Origin of the sequence: Celeribacter ethanolicus, assembly GCF_002407265.1 — a bacterium.
GTDB classification, from domain to species: domain Bacteria; phylum Pseudomonadota; class Alphaproteobacteria; order Rhodobacterales; family Rhodobacteraceae; genus Celeribacter; species Celeribacter ethanolicus.
Genome location: NZ_CP022196.1, coordinates 2,825,677 through 2,846,441, shown reverse-complemented (window position 1 = coordinate 2,846,441; position 20,765 = coordinate 2,825,677). Strand labels below are relative to the sequence as shown.

Sequence of the window (20,765 nt, the reverse complement as noted above, 5' to 3'; positions counted from 1 at the left end):
GAATTCGTCCTTTGCGCCGTTCGGTCCTCGAAGCCTGAGCCGCGTGAGGTTCGACGAGCAGTTCCTCGAGACCCCATTCTTCGGCGTCCGGCAGATGACTTGGCACCTGCGCAATGACGGGCATCTCGTGAACGAGAAACGGATACGGCGGCTAATGCGCCTCATGGGGTTGATGCCGATCTACCAGAAGCCCAACACGAGCAGGCCGGCGAAGGGGCACAAGACATATCCATACTTGCTGAGAGGTCTGCGGGTGGATCGTCCGAACCAAGTCTGGTGCTCGGATATCACCTATCTGCCCATGCGGCGCGGGTTCCTTTATCTGGTGGCGATCATGGACTGGCACACCCGCAAGGTGCTGTCCTGGCGGATATCAAACACGCTGGAGGCCAACTTCTGTGTCGAGGCCCTGAACGAGGCAATCCATAAGTTCGGTCCGCCCGAGATCATGAATACCGATCAGGGAAGCCAGTTCACGTCCTTCGCCTGGACAGACAGGCTGCGCCGATCTGGCGTTCGCATCTCAATGGATGGGAAGGACCAGTTCCTCGACAACATCTTTATTGAGAGGCTGTGGCGCACCCTGAAATACGAGTGCGTCTACCTGCATGCCTGGGAAACCGGATCAGAGACAAAAGCGGCCATCCGGAAATGGATGACCTTCTACAACCACCAACGCCCGCACTCAGCCTTGGGCGGCAAGCCTCCGGCGCTGGCATATTGCCAGAGAAATGATATCAACCAACCCGATCAGCAGGTGCAACGAGTAGCTTAACTTTCGCCATAACCTGTCCAAAGATCGGGGAGTAGCTCAGCTTTGGGTATTGTGCCGCCAAACTACTCTACGTATTTGTGCGATTTGCTATCCATTTTAAACAGCGACCGTGTATTATCGTCCGTATATTTGGAAAATGGGAGCAAGATACTCTTGCAGGCTTGGCCCGGTTCCAGGGCCGTATACGCCAGCAATACGCCTTTGATCGTTTTTGTACCGCTTCAGAATATTTAGGACCGCTTTCACATCCATCTTTGAATGTTCGGCTGAAGGCAACTGCTCCGTCAGCCCATTCAAGACCTTAAAAAGCGCATTCACATCTCCTTCAACGCGTCGACTGATTTCATCAAACCGAGCCAAACCGCGAGGGTCGTCAATCGAAACAAGGTATTGATAATAACCAAAGGCTTCATCGGTGTGATCCGTAAAGAAAGCCTTCTCGAATTTGGGATGAAATTTTTCACGTAAGTCGATGGAGTATAACCCAGCCACATCAAAATAGAGGCGTGAGTAACGCGGCGCATATGTCATATGCGCATAGGCCCATTCCATGGCCTTTTGAAAATGCGCCTTCTTCTCAAGCGGCAATCTCAGCGCGATATCTAAAAACGTGTTGTTAACTTCTGCGGGGGTAGAAGCATTCACGCTATAGGCAAGATATCCGACATAGGCCTCTAAACATTGGCTATCATTTTTGAGTTGTCGCGACACATCATTGACCGCCGTATCTTGTTTCCAAACATCTTCTGTTTGACCAAACTCCAACGTCTGGACCTCTGCCACAATGTTTTGATCACAATACTGATTGATCAGGTCCCAATAGGCCTCCAACATGATTAACTCCTGTTCGCTTTCTTCCACTGCATATACCGCAGGTCCACTCGACTAGAACCCCGTGCCGAAACAGGGCCGTTGTAGCCCATCAGGTTCCAGGCATCGTCATATAGCACATTTGAATTTTTCGAGCTGCTCAATGCACCGGTATTCCGATCCAAATAGCGCGCTTGTTGCCATGCTGGGAAATTATCCTGCGTAAAATCATGGGCAGGATGTGAGAGGTCGAGCAGGTGCCCTAACTCGTGCGCCATCGTATTATATGCCCCACGCACATCGGAGTCGAAAAAAGCATAACCGGGGCCAACGGCCCCCAAGCCACCGGGAACAATCCCAAGACCCTTTGGCGGGCTGCCGTCATTGTTAATGTAATAAAAAAGCCGATATTGTTTCCGCGCACTCGGGGTGCTCTTGACCGCAAGCTTGTCCAAAGCAAGCAGATTTCCAATTTCATTGTTGTAAGCGGAGCTTGGCGACTTGACTTCGATTGCTCCCAGATCGTCCAGAGAGACCGAAATAAGGAATTGACGATAGACATCGTTGATATAGGCCTCCAAGTCAGCCAGCACATAATTTGCTGGGCGCGAATACTCTGAAACGATGCTTGCCACCTTTACCTTTAAGGTAACCTGTGTTTCGCACCAGACATGAACCCATCCAATCTCATTTCCATTGCATTTCGCGACAATGGTCGTTGTGCCGGGAGCGAGACCTTTAATCTTGCAGGGAGATGTTTCAGCCGCTGGCTTTTCCGTTACGACCTTAACGATTTCAGAATCTTTTGATTCATAAGTCACATTGGGAATGCATCCTGTCCCAAGCATCTTGGCATCAAGTGTCGCCTCTTTTCCAACCGCAACAGATACCCAAGCAGAGCCATCTCGGGGTGTTGTTGTGGGAATACTCGGAATTTCCGGGGCCGACAGACTGCCTGCGTCTGGAAGTGTCCCTTTGCCATCGGTGTCCCAATACTCGTAGATTTTGCTGGAGGGATCGGCCAAATTTGTTTTGTCATCGTAAGCATAATAGCTGGAGTGCCCCAAAGGCTGATTGAATAGAGACGCCTCGGGACAACACTTCATTGTGGCTGAAGCTGGGAGTGACGGTAGTTCTTCGCCTTCAGCCTCAGGGGCAGGCATTTCCGGCGCACTTCTGTTGTTAATTGGCGGGTCAACGAATGTTGGTGTTATTGGAGGCTCGTCAGTCATGCTTATGTGCCTCCATTAGATATTCTCGAATAGCTTGATATTTCATCTTTTCGTCGTTGCCTGATTGTAAAAATCTCTTGAGTTTCAGTGAGGTGGTATCGTTCTCAAGATGACACCCCAGAAATATTTCTTGTATGGCAATGTTTCTCAAGTAACCCGAGTTCCTGATGCCGTATCCATGCATGCGCTCAATACAAGCTAGAGCCGCCTCCTCTATATCGCGTGAATTTAGTTGGGATTGATAGCCATATTCGGATGCCCACGCATTTGCCACGCTGATTGATAGTGGCCTCAGAATGGATTTCATTAGGCTCTGCTCATCCTGCGCATCTATCCTGAAGGCAGATGTGGATGGATGGTCGCAAGAGAGCAGATCTGATTTCGGAACTATGGAGTGTATTCTGTGGGTCAATCGCCCGTAGCAAATGATACTTTCAACCCTTGCATGGTGAGAGAAATAGATGCGTTTGCACTTTTCGAGATTCCACATAATTCCAGAAAAATAATCAAATATGCAATTACTTTCCCAGAAACGGAAAAAATAGCTTGTCCCGTTTATTCCAATGTATTTCGTCATTCTCCTGAAATGTCGTTTAACCGCATCCTGTGAGTAGGTAGACTGGATAAATACCCCCGTCCCCTTGTCCCAATGCTTCGCAAAAAAGCTCTTGTGAAAGGCTGGTACGAGGCCGCCGTCGTCCCAAGCACCATCAGGCAGGGTCATGTCGATGAGATACGGCGCGCTTTCTTTAAGCTCCTCGGCGGCGCTGCCTTTGAACAGGCACTGGACCGGCACATCGACATTGTCGAGATCGAAGGCGCCGATGACGTTCTTGCGCAGCGTGGCATCGACGATGAGATAGGTTCGCATCTTTGGTCCATCTTGCGGCTGACAGAACAGAAGCTCTTTCAGTTCTGGCGCGATCCAAGCCCGATCCCAAAACGGAATGTCGGTTTGATCCGACAAAGGCGCGATCTCATGCTCGGTGATCGTGAGATAGCTTTCCGCAGTGTGCCCATTGGCGTGTTTCGCGATGACGGACATCGCCCCCATCTCGGCAGGGTGACCTGAGTGAACCGCCTGCGCCAGTTCCATGATGTGCGCCGGAACGTCGGACAGGGTCACGACCGGCTGGACGTTTTGAAGCCGGATGAGAGAGAGGTTTTGATACAAAACACTGGCTTCAACCCCGGCACGAAAGGTCGCATACCCGTCCGCCCAGACGGCGCAATGACAGTGGGCTTCTTCGCCGCCAGAGGTAGTAAAATGGCATTCGCCAATCCATGCTTCAAATTTGGTCATGTTTAAATATCCAAGAATATGTATTAGGGTAACATAAAGAACATCTCAGAACACGGGGAAAGACTACTGTCAGCAATCCTTCACCCCGTGTTGCATTTTTTGCGAACGCCCAGATCATTCGCTTAGAGACCGCAAAAGCCCCAGCTCGATCAGCACCGCCTCAGCTTCTTTGCGTCGGTAGATCGCGCCGAGCCCATGTTTGATCGGGATTTTCTCAACGCCAGCGTCGAGCAGATGGAACCGCACGGAATTCGCGTTTTGCCCGCATGCCTCCGCAAGTATGCCGAGGGTCACATATTGCTGCAAAAACGCATCTATCGAAACCTGAGAGATGATCTCGGTCTCCATGAGTGTCGCCGGATTTTTGCCTCTGTAGGTCGTCAGAAATCCCTGATCGAGCAGATAGCGCAGCGTCGGACTTGAGACCCGCAATTTTTGATACATCTCTCGATAGGTCAGCCCGGAGAATGAGATCGTCTGCACCGCATTTTTAAGTGTGTCGAGGTGAACAATCGCCCCCGCCAATCCTGTCTTGCCGCGTAGCAACCCTGCGCATGGCACCTTCCGTGTCGCCAAAAGATGCAGGATTTCGGAACTTCGCGCACGGACGATCTGGCCTGCTTGCAAGGCCAAAACATGATCTTCCGGGACGCTGTCAATGATATCGGCGCCCTGCGTGACCGTTGCCAAAAATCGGTCTAAAAATATGGGATCATACTGGTGGTTTCTGAGTTGGCGGTAGCCCCGGCGAGGGATCAGCCCGTCGTAAACCAGTTTGCGAAACAGCTCTTCGCTGAGACCGAGGCGCTGCGCAGCCTCTTGAAGATTGATATTCTCTTCGATGCTGCGACTGATTTCGTCTATGAGTGCGCGATCAAGAGGTCTGTCCAGAATGACGCTGTCAGGCCATCTGGGGTCTTCTCGCGCCAATCCGCGTGCCAGTAACTCATCACGCATGCGCTTCGTCCCGAGTTTAAAATTGCCCTTGATCCCATGGAACGAAAATTTGGCCTGCTCTTCAATGACCGTTCCCAGAATAGTCATGCCGGGGCGAACAACGTAATTGTCCGTGATTACATCGCGCATAATATCCATGATCGGAGAAAAGCCTGCATCGCCGTCTTGGTCTGTGAGCCATTCGTAAAAGGGACCATAGATTTTTGAGTAATTCTGACGTGCTCCATTCTCAGGAGGCACCATACCGAGCAGCACATCTTTAAGCGCGGCTTTCCCGTCTCGCAGAACGTTGAAGCCTGCTTGTCCCGCCGCCTGCTTTTCGGCTGGATCCAGTGCTGAAAGCCGCGTTTCTGACCCGAAGCTCAAAAGCGTGCCGAGTATTTCGCAGGTCCGCATCGCGACCCCAGCCATTGCTTCTGCCAACTCGCTGTAATGCAGTGCCTTGTCGCTTTCTTCCATCACAACCAAGACAGCCTGCTCAGCGCCCCTCGCCGCGCGTTGGAGGTTTTCTGTGGCGGAGGTGAGGATCGCGTTGCGCTCATCTTCGACGAGGCAGGGCACAGGATGATCGGCGGGGATGACACCGTCTTCAGCAAGCTGCTTCAGTGCCTTGAGGCGGCGACCGCCTGCAACTACCGAAAAACGTTTCTCTGACAGCGCATGAACCACCAGGTTCTGCTTGATGCCGGTCTCGCGGATGCTGGCGAGGAGCTCGGTGTCATCGCTTGCACTGGCGGCCACCTTGCGGACGTTGAGCGGGCTGGGTTCCAGCTGGTCGAGCGGGATCATCTGGATGTCGGCAGCGCCGTCAGGCGCTGCCGATCCGGCGGCTTCGGTCTTCTTCGCGGTGGCGGGTTTCGGATGGGTCCTGGTCTTGGCCATGGTCAGGGTCCTTGTCAGGCCGGACCCGGATGAGCCTCTCTTTATCCTTTCAAGCCCGGCACCCGGGCTACCCTTTCTCTTGCTCTTTTTGGTGAGACAGCTACCGCGTCATCCCGACCAACGTTGGCTTAACATCGTGTACTTATTACATAATAAATCTTATACCCCAAATTGATTATCTCTGGCACATTCTAAACTGGGTTGCGACAAATCCCCTATCTTGCTGAAAAGAAAGGAGAACGGACATGGCCCACACAGAACTGAGTTTACGTGAAAGACGCGCGATCGAAGACATGCTGAAGGCAAAAGTGCCGCTGATCATGTTCGGGTAAACGCCGTACTTCTTCGACAGTTCCGCCAGCGTCATCCTCTCGCGGATCGCTTCCAATGCGACCTTCGCCTTGAAATCAGGCGAGTGGTTCTTTCTCTTTGCCATTGTAGATCGTCTCTTTCATCATACGACCCACCTTAAACGCTGCTCCGAATTCCCGCGACCTCCTCTTCCAAAAGGCGCTCATCGATATTTGACACTTGTAAGTTCTACCCAATTCGGATGACTGCACGGGACAAACGAGGCGTGTTCATCTATTCTGGTTTCGCGACAGCACATGTCTGAGCGTTCGAAGGGTTGATGCCGGGCGCAATGCCAATACATGACGTGAAATCCTCCAAGCCGTTTCGGACGATTACTCCCAAACAAAGAGGACGGGGCCCGACATTGCCGATTTCTCAACTTACTCCCAAACTCGTGATCTTTGACTGTGACGGTGTGCTCGTCGACTCTGAGCCGACCTTCAATCGCGTCCTGCATACTTATTTGCTTTCGACTGGCGCACGCCTGTCACTCGTCGAATGCTGCAATCTGTTCGTCGGTAAGAGCAGACATGATGTCGAACGTTACGTGAGTGACAGGGGATTGCGCCTACCAGAGAAATGGCCGCAGGATTTCTACAACAGAGTTCTCGACGCTCTTAGGACAGACGTCACGCCGATCCCGGGTGCTCGTGAGGCGGTGGCGTTGATTTCGTCGGCAGGCATACCGCTCTGTGTAGCCTCCAATGGGCTCCTGGCAAAGATGCATGTCACGCTGGCACAGACAGGGCTGCTTTCCTGGTTTGAAGGAAAAATGTATTCGGCTTATGATGTCGGCGCCAGCAAACCCGCGCCCGATGTGTTTTTACATGCGGCCGAAATGAATGGCGTTGCGCCGGAAAACTGCGTGGTAGTCGAGGACAGCGTGAGCGGATTTGAAGCGGCTTTCAATGCTGCGATGACTTGTTTTGCCTATGTGCCGAAGACGGCATTGAAACCAGACGACCTCTTCGGCGCGCGACGGCTAACCGATATGGCTGACCTACCGAAACTGTTGGGGCTTTGAGCGCGATCGATCCAAGGTCGGTAACCAGCTTCGCATGGACCGAAAAGTCTATGCTAGGCTGCACGCTCTTCATCCGAGTAGACAAAGGTGTGACGCGCGTAGGAACAGACCCGTTATGTATATTACATTTTCGGTTCTGCTTCACCAATTGTTGTTATTGATCGACTGAGTGAGCTATAGGCATGCAACCCCCACGCGAGACATCACACGGATGCCAGACCATGAGCTGAAACAACTCAACAATACACCCCGAAACTGCCTTGGTTAGAAAACTCCTTTAGAAGTCTTCCAGAAGAGGATACTGGCCGAAATCTGACGCCCCCTACCCTCGGAGGCAATAGGGGCCGCGCTTCATGTAGCGCTCATCGATTGCGACCGGCACAAAACCGGTCGCATCGCCTGGTGTCAGCCTTTTTTGCGCGCTTCGAGTTTCCAGTCCGACATCGTCGGCTCGATATTGAAGAGCTTCAGAGCGTTACCGCCCAGAATATCCCGCTTGGCCTGTTCCTTCAGGAACGGGAGATCGTAGATCGTGCTCGGAAGATCCATGTCCCAATGCGGATAGTCCGACGAATAGAGCAGTTGCGACTCGGCGTTCATCATCTTGAACGTCACTTCCAGCGCCTCCCGGTTGTCGACAAGCTCCATCGGCTGCGACGAATAGAACATCTCGCGCATGTAGTCGCTGGGCTTCTTCTTCAAAAGCGGCGCGTCAGAGGTGCGCATCATGTATTCGTTGTCCAAACGCTGCATCAGGAACGGCACCCAGGCCAGACCGCTTTCGATCCAGAGGGTTTTCAGTTTCGGGAAGCGTTCCGGCATCCCGTTCAGCACCCAGTTCGTCATATGGATCATGTTGCAGAAGCTGAACCCGAGCGCGTGCACCGAGATGAATTTGTTCAACTGCGCCAGCGACGAATCCGCCCAGTGATAGGCTGCATGGAACCCGAGAGGTTTGCCGTGCTCTTCCAGCTTAGCAAAGATGCGCATGTTGGCATTGTCATGCACAGGCCGTTTCAGATAGCCGGTAGACAGGAAGCCGACGACGCCCTTTCGCTCGGCGAATTCGTCGATCATCTTCTCGGCTTCATGCGGCTCGTTCATCGGAAGGTAGACCATCGAGCAGATGCGTTTGTCTTCTTCCAGAATGCGTTCGCAAAGCCATCTGTTGTAGGCGCGGGCCATGTTGACCTCGACCTCCGGCTGCGGATGGGTCGCCAGCAACAGCATCGGCGTCGGGAAAAGGCAAGCCACATCCACCCCCATGGCATCCATCCAGCGACGGGTCAGGGTGATGTCGCGATGCGGGCTTTCGGGCACTTTTTCCTTGTTGCGCCCGGCATAGCGCGTCACACGCCCGGCCATATCCTGCGACCCGATGGCCTGAGGAATAAGGCTGGCACGTCCGACATTGCCCGCCGACAGACCGAGATGCCGCATGACCGGATCGTCCATGTACTGGAGGATTTCGGGCAGTGCCTCGGTTTCGTAATGGTGGCTGTCCACATCGCAGATGAAGAAGTCTTTGTAATTGCGCTCTTCCGCCTGTTTGCGGGCGTTTTTCAACAGCTTCGTCGTGTTGAATTCCTTGATCGCAGGATCGCTGTCAGAGCTGTAGTTCAGTGCGTTAGGTGTCAATGACATTTGGATATCGCTCCCTGTCCTTAATTTTTCAGCGTTTGCCACATGCCCAGTTCGAACGCCGCCATATCGGCTGCTTCGAGCAGGCCGGTGGCGGCAATGGCCACTTCGGTCGCCGAGACATCGCTGTCGTTCGGGAAAGCTGCCAGATCCTTGTCGTTTTCGCGCAGGCTGGCGTAGGCGCGGACCAGCCCGGCAAGTAGGCTTTGTATCTGCGCAAGGCTCAGCCCATCGCCATCGGGGGCGCGCAAAGCACGAAGCACATCATCGACAGAGGCGTCCAGTGTATTGGTTTGCGGGGTCATTTTTTCAAACTTCGACATAGATGTTCTCATCCCGCTCAATCACCTTGTAGCGATTGAGGCGAATTTTCGGATCGCCCAGAGCTTCTCCGGTTTCGATCTTGAATTCCCACCCGTGCCAGGGGCACACGAAATGCATTTCGTCCGTATCGAAGCTCTGCTTGAGCGGGCGACGCTCTTCGTCGAATTCGACACAGACTTTGGGCATCTTGAGCCCTTCGCACACCGGTCCACCCTGATGAGGGCAGACGTTGCGATAGGCCACGACCGTTCCTTTGTGACGGATCACACCGATCTCCACACCCTCGAGCTCACAGATTTTCGCAGTCGTCTCGCTGACATCCGATGAGGCACACAACAGTTTTTCAGGCATACACTCTCCTCCATTATAGTAAGATAATCTCACCATTAATAATAGTAAGATTGCCTTACTATATTAGAATGCGTTAGGATTCGTCAAGAATTTAGAGGCCTAAAATAATGATGAATAACAACGCTATAGGTGAATCCCCCTCGCAAAAACGCGGGCTGGGCGCGTCCCTTCGCCTCGCCAACCATCTCTATGGCAAGCTGTTACAAAAGCGTCTGATAGATTTTGATCTGAGCATGGCGCAATACATCCACCTCAGAACATTGAAAGAAGAAGGTCGGATCAGCCAATCGGAACTCTCCGCACAGCTTGGCATCGAAAAAGCCTCATCGACGCGCCTCCTCGACGAACTAGCTCAGAGAAGCCTCATCCGCCGCGAACGTCATCAACAGGACAAGCGCATGATTATCGTCAGCCTGTCGGAAGAGGGGCATAAGAAAATCGACCTGGCCATGGCCTCAGCCAAAGTCGCCGCCAGACTCGCCTCAGAAAATTTCGACGAGGGCGAATTGCTCCAGCTTTTCGCTTCGCTGGACAAAATCATCAAAACTCTTTCAACCGCCTCCTGAGCGGCGCTCGGCAAACCGGGATCATGACAGAACCGGAGCGAGGGCCAGCAGGATCACCCCTGTCCCGGCCATCGCAGAGGACAGGTAGAACCTACGTCCGGGGCGGTTTTCGGTTTTGAAGACATAAGCCGCAAGCCAGACGGCAAAGAACATCTCGACAGACGAAATAAGCGCAACCACGGTCACATCGGCCAGCATCAAGGCAAAAAACAACGTGATCTGCCCCGTGCTCATCGCCACGGCCGCCAAAAGCTGCCAGCCGCTCGGTTTCTGCAGCAGGGCGCGAAGCTGTGTCTGAGGGCTGTAACGCAAGATCGCAGACGCACCGAACCAGAACAATCCGGTCAAGGCGCCGACGAACACTCCGGCGAGCGGATCGGGCAAGTATTGCATCGCCATCTTGCGCGCGACCAGAGAACTGCCGTAGCCCCCGGCCGATCCAAGAGCCAGCAAACGCCCCTTTTGCCGCTCCGCAGCGGGACGCTCTGAAATGACGCCGGGAAGACCCGAACGGCGCGACGGGCTTGTCATCATCACGACCACGCCCGTGGTGACCAGAAGAAAGGCGACCATGATCGCCGGGGTCATCACCTCTCCAAGAAAGAAAAAGGCCAAAACGGCGGCGAAAACCGGAATGAGTCTGCGGATCAGCCCGGTTTCGATCGCTCCCGCCAGTTCCACCGACCGAAAAAGCGTCAGCCGCCCCAGAACATTTCCCAAAAGCCCGGCGAGGACAAAATAGCCCACGCCGAGAAAGACCGCCGCCCCATATTCGGGCAGCGGCGGGCCGATCAAAAGCCAGAGCCCCCCGGAGACCGTGGCGGTCGTGACAATGGACAGGAACACATCGTTCCCGCGCCCCCGGGCGGATTGAGCACTCTTGACGATGGCAACAGAACTCAACGCATAACAAAAAGCTCCGAATACGGCCAGAAGCCCCCCGAAAACCGCTATCATGGGAATGCCTCCGACATGCCGCTGTCGATCAGCGGGCCCCTTCGCATATTTTTTGCAGGAAACGATCCGAAGCCATCACCTCACGCAGCGGCATCTTCTTTTGCGCTTCATCGAGCTCGGAAGAATAACTCAGCCCCTGCCCGTCCCAGAACCACCAGTAGATGATCTCGCCCTGCTTGCCGCGCACGGGCATGCGGAACATCGGGAATTTGCGTTCGCCATAAGGAATCTCGGCCTCCCCGATCTTGCTATGCGGCAGATTGAGCTTTTTCAGCACGCCGGCAAGCGGCACCATTGCAATGGACTCTTCGTCTTTGCCGGAAAAAAGGCTCGCGACATTATCGGGCCGCTTTTGATACGGCCCGTTCAGGAATTTCACGACAGGCGGATAGCTTGGGTGCGCATGGGTGACCTGCACATAGGCCAGCCCATCGCCCGTCTCGATTTCGACGATATCGCCGGGTGTATATTCTTCCATTTCGACTATCCCCTCAAAGGCTGTAGGCTTCCAACGTGGACGGATGGAACAGTTCCTCGATCTTGACGCGACGCGGCGACAGGCCCTGGCTCGCATGATAGTCGAGGAAACGGTCGAGTACATGAGCGTTGTCAGCAACCCCATAGCTCCAGGGATCTTTGCCCATCAGCGCATGAACCCGGTTCAGGTTGTCCTCGACAAACGGCATGGTGACCTTGGTCGCCGAGGTGTCCGACAGGGCCTCTTCGGCCAATCGTTTCGATTGGGTAAAGGCCTTGAGCAAGGCCGCGGGCAGGAACGGATATTCTTCGGCGAGACTGCGACGCACCCCCAACACATGCATGATCGGGAAAATCTTCGTCCGCTTGAAATAGTCTTCGGCCGTCGTGATGCTGTCCGCGAACAGCCGCCCGACATGCGGATGACCTTCGGAGAAACAGCGCGGCCAACGCGGACCGATAAACCCGTCGATCTCGCCCGCTTCCAGCATGCTGTTGAGCGTGGCCCCTTCGGGGGCATCGACCATGGTGATATCGTCGGGCAGTTGCACCTTGATCTTTTCAGGTCGTCCGGGCGTGTCCATGCCGCCGCGCACCCAGGTGATATCGGAGGGTTTGACGCCGTAATCCTCTTCCAGGATGCCACGCACCCAGACGTTGGCGGAAAGCTGATATTCGGCGATCCCGATGCGCTTGCCCTTCAGATCCTCGGGTTTCTCGATGCCCTTGTCCGTGCGGATATAGACCGAGGTATGCCGGAACGCCCGGCTCAGAAAGACCGGGATCGCCACATAATGCGGGTTCCCCCGCGTGACCGAGATGGAATAGGACGACAGCGAAATTTCACTGATATCGAAGGCCTCGTGCCGGAAGGCGCGAAAGAACATTTCCTCCGGCGACAGCAACATCGGAATGGGATCGACGCCGTCGATCTGCACCCGACCATCCACGATGGCCCGCGTCCGGTCGTAATTGCCCATGGCCAGAGATAGCTTGAGATTGGTCATTCTGTCGGTTCCTCGTGTTTCGTTCTGCACTGATGCTGCAAGTCGACCGGTTGGCCGGCAGCGGCGGATGTCAGGATTGCGTGGCAAACCTCAAGGCTTGCGAGCCCCCATGCACCGGTTTGATCCGGCGCGGTGTCATTGCGCACCGCATCGACCACAGCGTCGAGCACGGTTCGGCGGGGCGCCGGACCAAAGGGGGCTTCTATGAAGTGCCGCTCGGTGTCGCCGAAAACTTCGATCCCGTCCGGCGTCAGTTTGAGATCGGCACGGTCACACAGGGCGATGACCGGACCGAAATGTTCGTTATGCGATGCCTCGATCGTTGTCCCGCTGCCGAAGGTCCGTGTGGTTTTGAGCCGGGCTTCGTCATCGGGGTTGAGGTTCATGAGGGCACGGCGGGCTCCGCCATAGGCCCCCGCCTTTTTCGGCTGACCCAGCTCTCCGACATCGTTCATCCAGATGTCGCTGTCGAAATGCGCATAGCCGGAATAGGTCAGATTGGCGATACAGCCCGTCTCGAAACTCATGAGGGCGGTAAATGCGCCCTCTGTCGGACGTTTCGGGTCCCAGGCGCCGGTCATGGCGTAGATGTTTTTGGCCATGCCACCGGCCAGCCGTCGCACCACGTCGATCTGGTGAATGGCCTGGCTGAACAGGACCCCGCCCCCTTCTTCGGTGCGCAACTCTTCGGGACGGCGCGGGCGATAGAGAAAATCGGTATAATTCAGCGCCTGAATCATCCGCAACTGACCAAACTCCCCGCTTTCGATCAAGCGCGCGGCCAGATCCACGGGGGGATCGAAGCTATGGCTCGGACCGACGATCAGATGCACTCCGGCCTCGTCGGCGGCGCGCACCATCCGCTCGGCATCCTCCATGGAGATGGCCAGAGGCTTTTCCACCAGAATATGTTTGCCCGCCTGCGCCGCAGCCAGCACATGATCCACATGCATCTGATGCGGTGTGGCGATGTAGATCGCCTCGACCGAAGGGTCGGCACAGAGCTCTTCGACCGTTTCATAGGCCGCGCCGCCATAGTCCCGGACGAAAGCCGCACGGCTTTCTTCGCGAGGGGCAGCGGCGGCCACGAGTTTGACACGCGGATCGGCATCGAAGGTCGGCACCATGAGCATGAAAGCACGCCCCAGTCCCGCAACGCCGAGACGGACGGGATCAGAGGTCAAGAACCAGCCTCCCCGACTTGGCGCGCGACACGCAGATCATCACGTAATCGTCTTTTTCCTCATCCATCAGAACCATGTCCCGATGATCGGCCTCACCACTCAGAAGACGGGTCTTGCAGGTGCCGCAGGTGCCGCTCTCACAGGAGCTGGAGGTTGCAAAGCCGGCATCGCGCAGCGCTTCGAGAATCGAGCGGTCCTCGGGAACCGTCACGACTTCACCGCTTTTCTTCAATTCGACTTCAAAAGGCACATCGTCGTCGCGCACGACATCGACGGGTTTGAAATCTTCGAAATGGATACGCCCCTCGGGCCAGTGACCCGACACGGCCTTGATCTCTTCCATCAAGGGTTTGGGTCCGCAGCAGAAGACATGCGTGGCCCGGGGCGTCACCAGATCGTCCCAGAAATCATAGACCTGATCGAGATCGCCATTGTCATGGTGAACGATGATCCGGCCTTCGAAAGCAGCGTTCAACTCGTCCAGATAGGCGGACTCTTCCGCGCTCCGGCTGACATAAATGATCCTGAGCGCCTTGCCCTTTTTGTCGAGGTAGCGCGCCATGGCATAGATCGGCGTAATGCCGATCCCACCCGCGATCAGCAGGTATTTCTGCACGTCGGTCAGCGGAAAATCGTTCTCGGGCGCTTCGATATTGAGCTCGGTTCCCGCCTGTGCGTCCTCGTGCATGGACGCCGACCCGCCGCGCGACTGCGGCTCACGTTTGACTGCGATCACATATTCCTTGGGGTTTTCCCCATCGTTGACAAGGGAATACCGGCGCATTGCTCCCGAAGGCGTTTCCAGAGTGATATGGGCGCCCGGTGCAAAATCCGGCAAATCAACGGCCTCGACCGGCACCAGAGTGAATTCAGAGATGCTTGGCGTTAAATCGCGTCGTTTTTCGACGCGCATTTTTATTTGCTCCATAAAATCCTCCCGATCTGTTCGCAGCACCCCATCAACTTAGATAGCTAAGTTGATGAAGTCAACATTCGAACCCCTTGTTCGTCCAGTGTTTTGGCTCAGATAAATCCACCCCGGCCATTTCCTCTGGCCACCAGAAGAGACATCACGGCATCTCAGGGCCCACAAGCACCCGACGATCCAGCTCCTGCGGCCTGCGACAGCCGGTAAAAATCATGGTTCGGCGCATTTCATCCTCAAGAATCGACAGCGCCCGCGCAACCCCGACATGCCCGCCAGCCGCCAAACCGTAAAGCGGAGCACGTCCCAGAAGAACGCCCTGAGCCCCCAGCGCAAGCGCCTTCACGACATCGCTGCCCCGCCGTATCCCGCCATCGAGCAACACGGTCGCGCCATTGCCCAACCGATCCGCGATCTCTTCGAGAGCCGACAGCGTCGCAGGCGCTCCGTCAAGCTGGCGCCCCCCGTGGTTCGAGACCACCACACCGTCCACCCCCTCATCGCGCGCCCGCAAGGCGTCGGCGGCACACATCACTCCTTTGATCAGAAGCGGTCCGCTCCACTGTTTGCGGATACGTCGCACATCGTCCCATGAGAAATTCGGATTGCGCTGCGAGCGTGTGAAGTCCGCCAACGCCTTGTCGCTGGCACCCTCCCCCAGAAACGCCGTCAGGTTTTCGAACCGGGGCCGGTGTTTGCCCAGCCAGACGGACGTCAGCCATCTCGGGTGCATCAGCCCGTCGAGCAGGATCGGGGCACTCATTTTGATTTCATGTGAGAACCCATGTCTCAGGTCACGCTCACGCTTTCCACCGACCAGCGAATCCACCGTGATCATCAGTGCGGAATATCCGGCGGCGGCAGCACGGTCGATCAGTGCTTTTGAAAAATCGGGCTTGCCCCATGGGTAAAGCTGAAACCACTGCGGTGCGGAGCCCTGTCTGGCGATCTCTTCCATGGAGGTGTTCGACGCCGTGGACAGCGCGAAACCAATCCCGGCCTCATCCGCCGCACGCGCCAGATGCACATCCCCTTGCGGCCAGTAAAGCCCGTTCAACCCGGTGGGGCCGATCAGGAAGGGGGTGGAATAGCTCTGGCCGAAAATCTTCGTCGTCAGGTCGACATCCCCACCCGAAAGAATACGGGGCTGCAGATGAAGGCGCTCGAAAGCCTGTCGGTTGGCCCGAAGCGTGATCTCGTCTTCGGCACCCCCATCCAGATAATCGAACACGACAGTTGGCAGTCGGGCCTGCGCGCGGCGGCGCAAATCGTCGATATTTATGGCCTTCATGGCCTGGATTCCGGCGTATCTCATATCTCGGGATTACAATTCCGCCGCCGGGCGTACCGCGCGGTTCGGATACACATAAAAATCCGCCCGACAAGAAAGCCGGGCGGATTGGGGAGAAATATGATCAATGATTACTCGGCGGCCTCTGTGGCCCCGGACGTATCGACGAGTGTGCGCCAGTCGACCTCTTTCGGGTAAACCCCCTCATGAGAGGCGATCTTGGCTTGCGGAACCTCGGAAGCGGTGCCGATGGCTTCTCCGCCCTCGGCAACCTTCTTGGCCGCATCCGCCATCAGACGGCGAAACTCGACGATAGCAAGATCCGAGGCGCCCAACACGTCGGTGTGGCGCTGCACACGGCTGCCCATCGACACCCACATCACAATATCCTCGTTCGGGATGCCGTCGACACCTGTGAAGTGACCCTCTTTCATCCGCTCGCGATCTTGCAGGAAGTCGTTCTCAAGTGTCCGAAGCGTCCGCCATTTGTGATCCACATCCACGCCGGGAACGGCATGGGCGAATTTGCGCCATTCCTCTGTCGAAGGTACATTCGGGCCACCGAAGGCGAGGAAGTGGAAGGCCGTTTCGTCGTCGTTGATCGGCACGATCACGCTGGCCACCTTGTAGTTGTTGTTCGGCGGGATCAGCGAGTAATAGGGCGCGACGAATTCGGTGATGCGCAGGTAATTATGCGTTCCCGCATTCTTGATCGGCTTGCGGATCGCCGCATAGTGAAACCCGTAGCTGGTGGTTTCGGTCTGCATCCGCGGCGCCTTGTCGGTCGAGGGCCGGTACCAGGATTTGTCATCGGCTGCGGCCCCTTCGACCCGGGCAGGAACCATGTTGGACGAGTGCAGCGAAGACGAATGCGCACTGTCGATCTGGCCTTCGTGAATCTGTGCCCAGTTGGCGGGCACGCGGATTTTCAGGATCGCGACCGGCGTGTCCTCCGTCGGCGCAAAGGCCGGCGCCTGGAATTCGGGCATCTCGTCCTTGTCGCCGAGCCAGGCCCAGACGAAGCCGCCCCATTCACGCACCGGATAGGAGCGCTGTTTGACCTTGTTCATGAGCGGGCTGCCCTCGGGCTCGGAGGACATCGCCACCACGTTGCCGTCCACATCCATTTTCCAGCCGTGGTAAAGGCATCGCAGCCCACATTCCTCGTTGCGGCCATAAACCAGCGAGGCCTTGCGGTGCGGGCACAGCTCATCGAGCATACCGAGCCGACCATCGGTGTCACGGAAAGCGACATAGCTTTCACCCAGCACCTCGACCCGAAGCGGCTTGCCATCGGGCTCTGCCACCTCTTCGATCAGGCAGACAGGTGTCCAGTGCTGACGCATGAGTTGCGCCATCGGTGCATCTCCCGTCACGCGGGTCAGCAGTTCATTCTCTTCGGGTGTTAGCATATGACCTCCTCCATACGACGATGAATCAATTTTTAGAACTCGCATCAATCTTAGTTATCTAAGTTTATTCTGTCAACAACCTGCGCAGCATAAAACATGTGCGGGGCGACAGCCCTTTTCGACGCCAGCGGCATCAGGTTTACCGCGAAAGCCAGCCCCCCAGACGCCGATTCAGGAACGGCAGGACGTAACCTGTGTTCAATCCTGTCAGCACCAGCGCGACCACGAACAGCGCACCCGGCACCGGCAGTTGCGCCGTGATCGGTTGCAGCAAATAGAACAAAGCCACCAGCAAGGGATAAACGCCGATCATGCTGAGCGTCCAACGCTTCCAGACCGGTGCCAGACGCGGCGGTCTGTCTTTGTCTGCGCTCAGATACGCGATCTCTATATCGAGCGGCGGAGTTTCCGACATCGACGCCACCCGGCTCCTGATGGCCTGCGCCAGATGTTCAGGCAACTCCGGCATCTCGGCAACAAGACGGCATCCACGGGCACTGATGGAAAAACCATGCTGCTCGGCGCCCCGTTGCTCGGCAAATTGCAGAAAGGACACCAAGGGGTGGCGGGAAACATCCGCAGCGACAACATCACGACAAATTTGTGCGACAGGAGCCGCGCGATCCGGCGCGACACCGAAAGACAGAGTGAAGCCCGAGACACTCCCGGCCTCACGCTTGTTTACGCTCTTGGTATTTGCGGACATTTTACCCCCTGCAGACGGCGTATCATGCACGGAAAGTCTCATAATCATTGCATCATACGACTTTTACACGACGTTTCGTCATGGGCATGCGCCATGCCTGCATTCCGAAACGCCTTAAAATGTTGTGGCCACCCTGACAGGGTGGCCACTTTCTTCTGAGAGCGTGCCTGTCTCAGGCCTCTTCCTTCCCACCGGGCGCGACCGGAGCTGAAAAGAAGAACTGTCGCCCGAGTACAGCAATGATCAAGGCAATGCTTGCCACAGCCAAAAGCGGGAAAGGACTCACGGCGCCAACGGCTCCGATTGTCAGCAGCAAACGTTCCAGAGTGCTCAGGTCCGTTTTAACCATACCTTCCAAGGAACAGGCGATTGCAAGCGTCGCGGAGACCGCACCGACGATGGCAAGTGTGTTGATCAAAGGATCGGACATCAACAGGATCGCCGGGTTCCACACGAAGGCGAACGGCAGAAGGAATCCGATTACAGCCAGCCGGACGGCGGAGAAGGCAATCTTGAACGGGTCTTCATCGGCAATCGCGGAGGCAGCAATCGCGGCCACGGCAATCGGCGGCGTCAGAGCCGACAGGATCGCGTAGTAGAGCAGGAACATCTGGCTGGGCAGCACGGGAAACCCGAGCTTGGCCAGAGCAGGCCCAACGAGAACCGCAGCAAGGATGTAGGCGCTCGGAGTGGGCATACCCAGACCGAGAACGATGGTCACGGCAGCCGCGATCACCAGCGTCAGAATCGGCTGACCGTTGCTGAGCTCCAGGATGACATTGGCGGATTTCATACCGAGCCCCGTCATCGAGAGTCCGCCGATCACAAGACCGGCCGCCGCACAGGCCCCTGCCACGGGCAGGATCTGCAGCGTCGTCGTTCCGAGCCCTTCCAGAATTTGCCAGGGCGTCATGCGGGTCTCTTTCAGGATCAGCGAGGCCAGAATGGTCGCCACCACACCGACGCCCGCCGTGAACGTCGGGGAATATCCCAACATCAGCGCGACCACGATGCCGATGATCGGCAAAAGGAAAACCCAGCCGGTTCTGAAAGTGTCCGCAACGGACGGAACCTCATCCTCGGAAGGACGCAGATCGAGCCGCACGGCACGCAGGTGCACCTGAGAGAACACCCCACCATAGTAGATCAGAGCGGGCAACAGGGCCGCGAAAACGATCTCATTGTAGGAAATCCCGGAATACTCGGCCATGATGAAGGCCGCCGAGCCCATGATCGGAGGCATGGCACTGCCGCCGGTAGACGCAGCAACTTCCACCGCACCGGCAAAACGCGCGCTGTAGCCCAGGCGCTTCATCACCGGGATGGTGATCGAACCGGTCGCGACGACATCCGAGGTCGGGCTGCCCGACATGGTGCCGTAGAGACCCGAGGAAATGATAGCGATCTTGGCCGGGCCGCCCCGAGCACGCCCGGTGACCAGAGAAGCGAGGTTGAAGAAGAAATCCCCCCCACCGGCCTTGGACAGGAAGGTTCCGAACATCACGAACAGGAACACATAGCTGGCCACAACCTGGATCGGCACACCGAACAGACCATCGGTCGTGAACACGAGAACGTCGAGGAGATAGCTGAACTCGCTGACCCGGTGCCCGAAGGGCGGCGGCAACAGATATCCGAACAGGTTGTAGATCAGGAACAGCAAAACCACGCCGGTCAGACCGAGGCCCGTCGTGCGCCGGGTCGCCTCAAGCGTCAGGAACAACAGGGAAGAGCCAAAGAAGAGCTGATCGGGCGTAAACTGGTCGAGCAGGCTGATGCGGTCGGCGATGACCCCGGCATTGACGTAGAAATAAACACCACAGGCGAGACTCAGTGCGGAGAAGATCCAATCGTAAATCGGAATCTCATCCGGGGCTCTGGCCGTCGCTCCGATAGCCAGAAAGAGAATCGTGAAGATGCCTGAAATAAACAGGATACCGAGGATCAGCGGATCGGAAATAACGAAAAGGTTCGCATAGATCACCCATAGCGCGAAAGCGGCCGCAAGAACGATGACAACCGTTCGCATGGTGGAAGCAAGCTTCCGGCGACGGCCGGTTTCGGTAAGCGAGGGAATGTTCATAGTGCCACCACCCCGCGTGTCAAATGTGTATCGTGCATCTGTCGATCCGCGCCAAAGCCCGCCACCATGTGCCGGACATTGAGCGGCTTTTGCCCGGCAGTGTCGCGAGGAAGCCTGTCTTTCGCCGTGCCTCCCTGCCCCGACACTTCGCACTCGGACACGACCATCTGACCCGGACAGCCAAATAAATTCATGTCAGACTTGAAGGCCGTCTTAGATACTTCCATCTTTTCCTCCCTTTTTCTTCATGATGACGCGCACAGAGCGGGATATGTGCATCTCCCGCATGGCACTCTTTTGCAGCGTGAACGTTACAATATTCTTAGATATCTATCTTTAATGACGCAACCGTGCTCGTCAACGGCAGGGCGCATTCACAGAGAACGCCAGAAACGCAACCCGATTGCCGACACTCGTTTCACATCGACCCAATCAAAGTCACAGATATCCCTGAACCTCAGCAGGAAAAGTCGACGCACAATGCTCTGCGCGCCGACCTCTGTT

Annotated in this window: 18 protein-coding genes and 2 pseudogenes; 3 read left to right on the top strand and 17 right to left on the bottom strand. The window is 56.1% G+C overall.

Features of this window, described 5'->3' with window-relative positions; all coding sequences use genetic code 11:
• Nucleotides 1-52: 52 nt before the first annotated feature.
• A pseudogene (locus CEW89_RS13965) lies at nucleotides 53-775 on the top strand (IS3 family transposase); the annotation flags it as partial.
• 114 nt (nucleotides 776-889) lie between these two features.
• Here CEW89_RS13965 and CEW89_RS13960 read toward each other — a convergent pair.
• From CEW89_RS13960 to CEW89_RS21485, 5 genes and pseudogenes are all read right to left on the bottom strand, one after another.
• Nucleotides 890-1,609, bottom strand: coding sequence for a hypothetical protein (locus CEW89_RS13960; RefSeq protein ID WP_096806302.1), 720 nt, complete (start codon nucleotides 1,607-1,609; stop codon nucleotides 890-892).
• A 2-nt stretch (nucleotides 1,610-1,611) separates the two neighbouring features.
• Nucleotides 1,612-2,817: a zinc metalloprotease gene (locus CEW89_RS13955; protein ID WP_096806301.1), complete on the bottom strand. Its 1,206-nt coding sequence runs from the start codon at nucleotides 2,815-2,817 to the stop codon at nucleotides 1,612-1,614.
• Complete coding sequence (locus CEW89_RS13950) at nucleotides 2,810-4,120, bottom strand: DUF4123 domain-containing protein (RefSeq protein WP_096806300.1); 1,311 nt, start codon at nucleotides 4,118-4,120, stop codon at nucleotides 2,810-2,812. Before CEW89_RS13950 ends, CEW89_RS13955 begins: the two co-directional genes overlap by 8 nt.
• A gap of 114 nt (nucleotides 4,121-4,234) precedes the next feature.
• Nucleotides 4,235-5,959, bottom strand: coding sequence for a ParB/Srx family N-terminal domain-containing protein (locus CEW89_RS21255; RefSeq protein ID WP_244906070.1), 1,725 nt, complete (start codon nucleotides 5,957-5,959; stop codon nucleotides 4,235-4,237).
• 316 nt (nucleotides 5,960-6,275) lie between these two features.
• Nucleotides 6,276-6,395 (bottom strand): annotated as a pseudogene (locus CEW89_RS21485) (transposase); the annotation flags it as partial.
• Between the two features lie 282 nt (nucleotides 6,396-6,677).
• Between CEW89_RS21485 and CEW89_RS13935 the strand changes: the two are divergent.
• Entirely contained in the window at nucleotides 6,678-7,337 is a 660-nt protein-coding gene (locus CEW89_RS13935) for an HAD family hydrolase (RefSeq protein ID WP_157779858.1), read from the top strand.
• A gap of 405 nt (nucleotides 7,338-7,742) precedes the next feature.
• Here the strand turns inward: CEW89_RS13935 and CEW89_RS13930 are convergent, their stop codons facing one another.
• Genes CEW89_RS13930 through CEW89_RS13920 form a run of 3 tightly spaced genes read right to left on the bottom strand, consistent with a single transcriptional unit; the run spans nucleotide 7,743 to nucleotide 9,653 of the window.
• The gene (locus tag CEW89_RS13930) at nucleotides 7,743-8,981 is read right to left on the bottom strand and encodes an amidohydrolase family protein (RefSeq protein ID WP_096806297.1); all 1,239 of its coding nucleotides are present in this window, start codon (nucleotides 8,979-8,981) and stop codon (nucleotides 7,743-7,745) included.
• A 20-nt stretch (nucleotides 8,982-9,001) separates the two neighbouring features.
• Complete coding sequence (locus CEW89_RS13925) at nucleotides 9,002-9,301, bottom strand: hypothetical protein (protein WP_096806296.1); 300 nt, start codon at nucleotides 9,299-9,301, stop codon at nucleotides 9,002-9,004.
• Nucleotides 9,288-9,653, bottom strand: coding sequence for a Rieske (2Fe-2S) protein (locus CEW89_RS13920; protein ID WP_096806295.1), 366 nt, complete (start codon nucleotides 9,651-9,653; stop codon nucleotides 9,288-9,290). The genes CEW89_RS13925 and CEW89_RS13920 overlap by 14 nt, the downstream gene beginning before the upstream one ends.
• A gap of 107 nt (nucleotides 9,654-9,760) precedes the next feature.
• Between CEW89_RS13920 and CEW89_RS13915 the strand changes: the two genes are divergently transcribed.
• Nucleotides 9,761-10,219 (top strand): MarR family winged helix-turn-helix transcriptional regulator, encoded by a 459-nt coding sequence (locus CEW89_RS13915; protein ID WP_244906069.1) that lies wholly within the window; start codon nucleotides 9,761-9,763, stop codon nucleotides 10,217-10,219.
• A 21-nt stretch (nucleotides 10,220-10,240) separates the two neighbouring features.
• Here CEW89_RS13915 and CEW89_RS13910 read toward each other — a convergent pair whose 3' ends face one another.
• The 9 genes from CEW89_RS13910 to CEW89_RS13870 all read right to left on the bottom strand — a co-directional run bounded on the left by CEW89_RS13910 (nucleotide 10,241) and on the right by CEW89_RS13870 (nucleotide 20,207).
• Nucleotides 10,241-11,176, bottom strand: a complete 936-nt coding sequence (locus CEW89_RS13910; RefSeq protein ID WP_096806294.1) for a DMT family transporter — start codon at nucleotides 11,174-11,176, stop codon at nucleotides 10,241-10,243.
• Between the two features lie 28 nt (nucleotides 11,177-11,204).
• On the bottom strand, nucleotides 11,205-11,654 hold the full coding sequence (locus CEW89_RS13905) for a hypothetical protein (protein WP_096806293.1): 450 nt from the start codon (nucleotides 11,652-11,654) through the stop codon (nucleotides 11,205-11,207).
• 13 nt (nucleotides 11,655-11,667) lie between these two features.
• Nucleotides 11,668-12,660: an ABC transporter substrate-binding protein gene (locus CEW89_RS13900; RefSeq protein WP_244906068.1), complete on the bottom strand. Its 993-nt coding sequence runs from the start codon at nucleotides 12,658-12,660 to the stop codon at nucleotides 11,668-11,670.
• A complete protein-coding gene (locus CEW89_RS13895) occupies nucleotides 12,657-13,844 on the bottom strand; it encodes a Gfo/Idh/MocA family protein (protein WP_096806292.1) in 1,188 nt (395 codons plus the stop codon). Before CEW89_RS13895 ends, CEW89_RS13900 begins: the two co-directional genes overlap by 4 nt.
• Nucleotides 13,834-14,757 carry a PDR/VanB family oxidoreductase gene (locus CEW89_RS13890; protein WP_244906067.1) on the bottom strand — a complete coding sequence of 308 codons (924 nt, stop codon included), beginning with the start codon at nucleotides 14,755-14,757 and terminating at the stop codon, nucleotides 13,834-13,836. Before CEW89_RS13890 ends, CEW89_RS13895 begins: the two co-directional genes overlap by 11 nt.
• 157 nt (nucleotides 14,758-14,914) lie before the next feature.
• Nucleotides 14,915-16,060: an alpha-hydroxy acid oxidase gene (locus CEW89_RS13885; protein WP_096806290.1), complete on the bottom strand. Its 1,146-nt coding sequence runs from the start codon at nucleotides 16,058-16,060 to the stop codon at nucleotides 14,915-14,917.
• A gap of 131 nt (nucleotides 16,061-16,191) precedes the next feature.
• The gene (locus tag CEW89_RS13880) at nucleotides 16,192-17,472 is read right to left on the bottom strand and encodes a Rieske 2Fe-2S domain-containing protein (protein WP_096806289.1); all 1,281 of its coding nucleotides are present in this window, start codon (nucleotides 17,470-17,472) and stop codon (nucleotides 16,192-16,194) included.
• A gap of 139 nt (nucleotides 17,473-17,611) precedes the next feature.
• The gene (locus CEW89_RS13875; RefSeq protein ID WP_096806288.1) at nucleotides 17,612-18,178 is read right to left on the bottom strand and encodes a putative antibiotic biosynthesis monooxygenase; all 567 of its coding nucleotides are present in this window, start codon (nucleotides 18,176-18,178) and stop codon (nucleotides 17,612-17,614) included.
• Nucleotides 18,179-18,350: 172 nt separating this feature from the next.
• Nucleotides 18,351-20,207: a TRAP transporter permease gene (locus CEW89_RS13870; protein ID WP_096807250.1), complete on the bottom strand. Its 1,857-nt coding sequence runs from the start codon at nucleotides 20,205-20,207 to the stop codon at nucleotides 18,351-18,353.
• Between the last annotated feature and the right edge of the window lie 558 nt (nucleotides 20,208-20,765).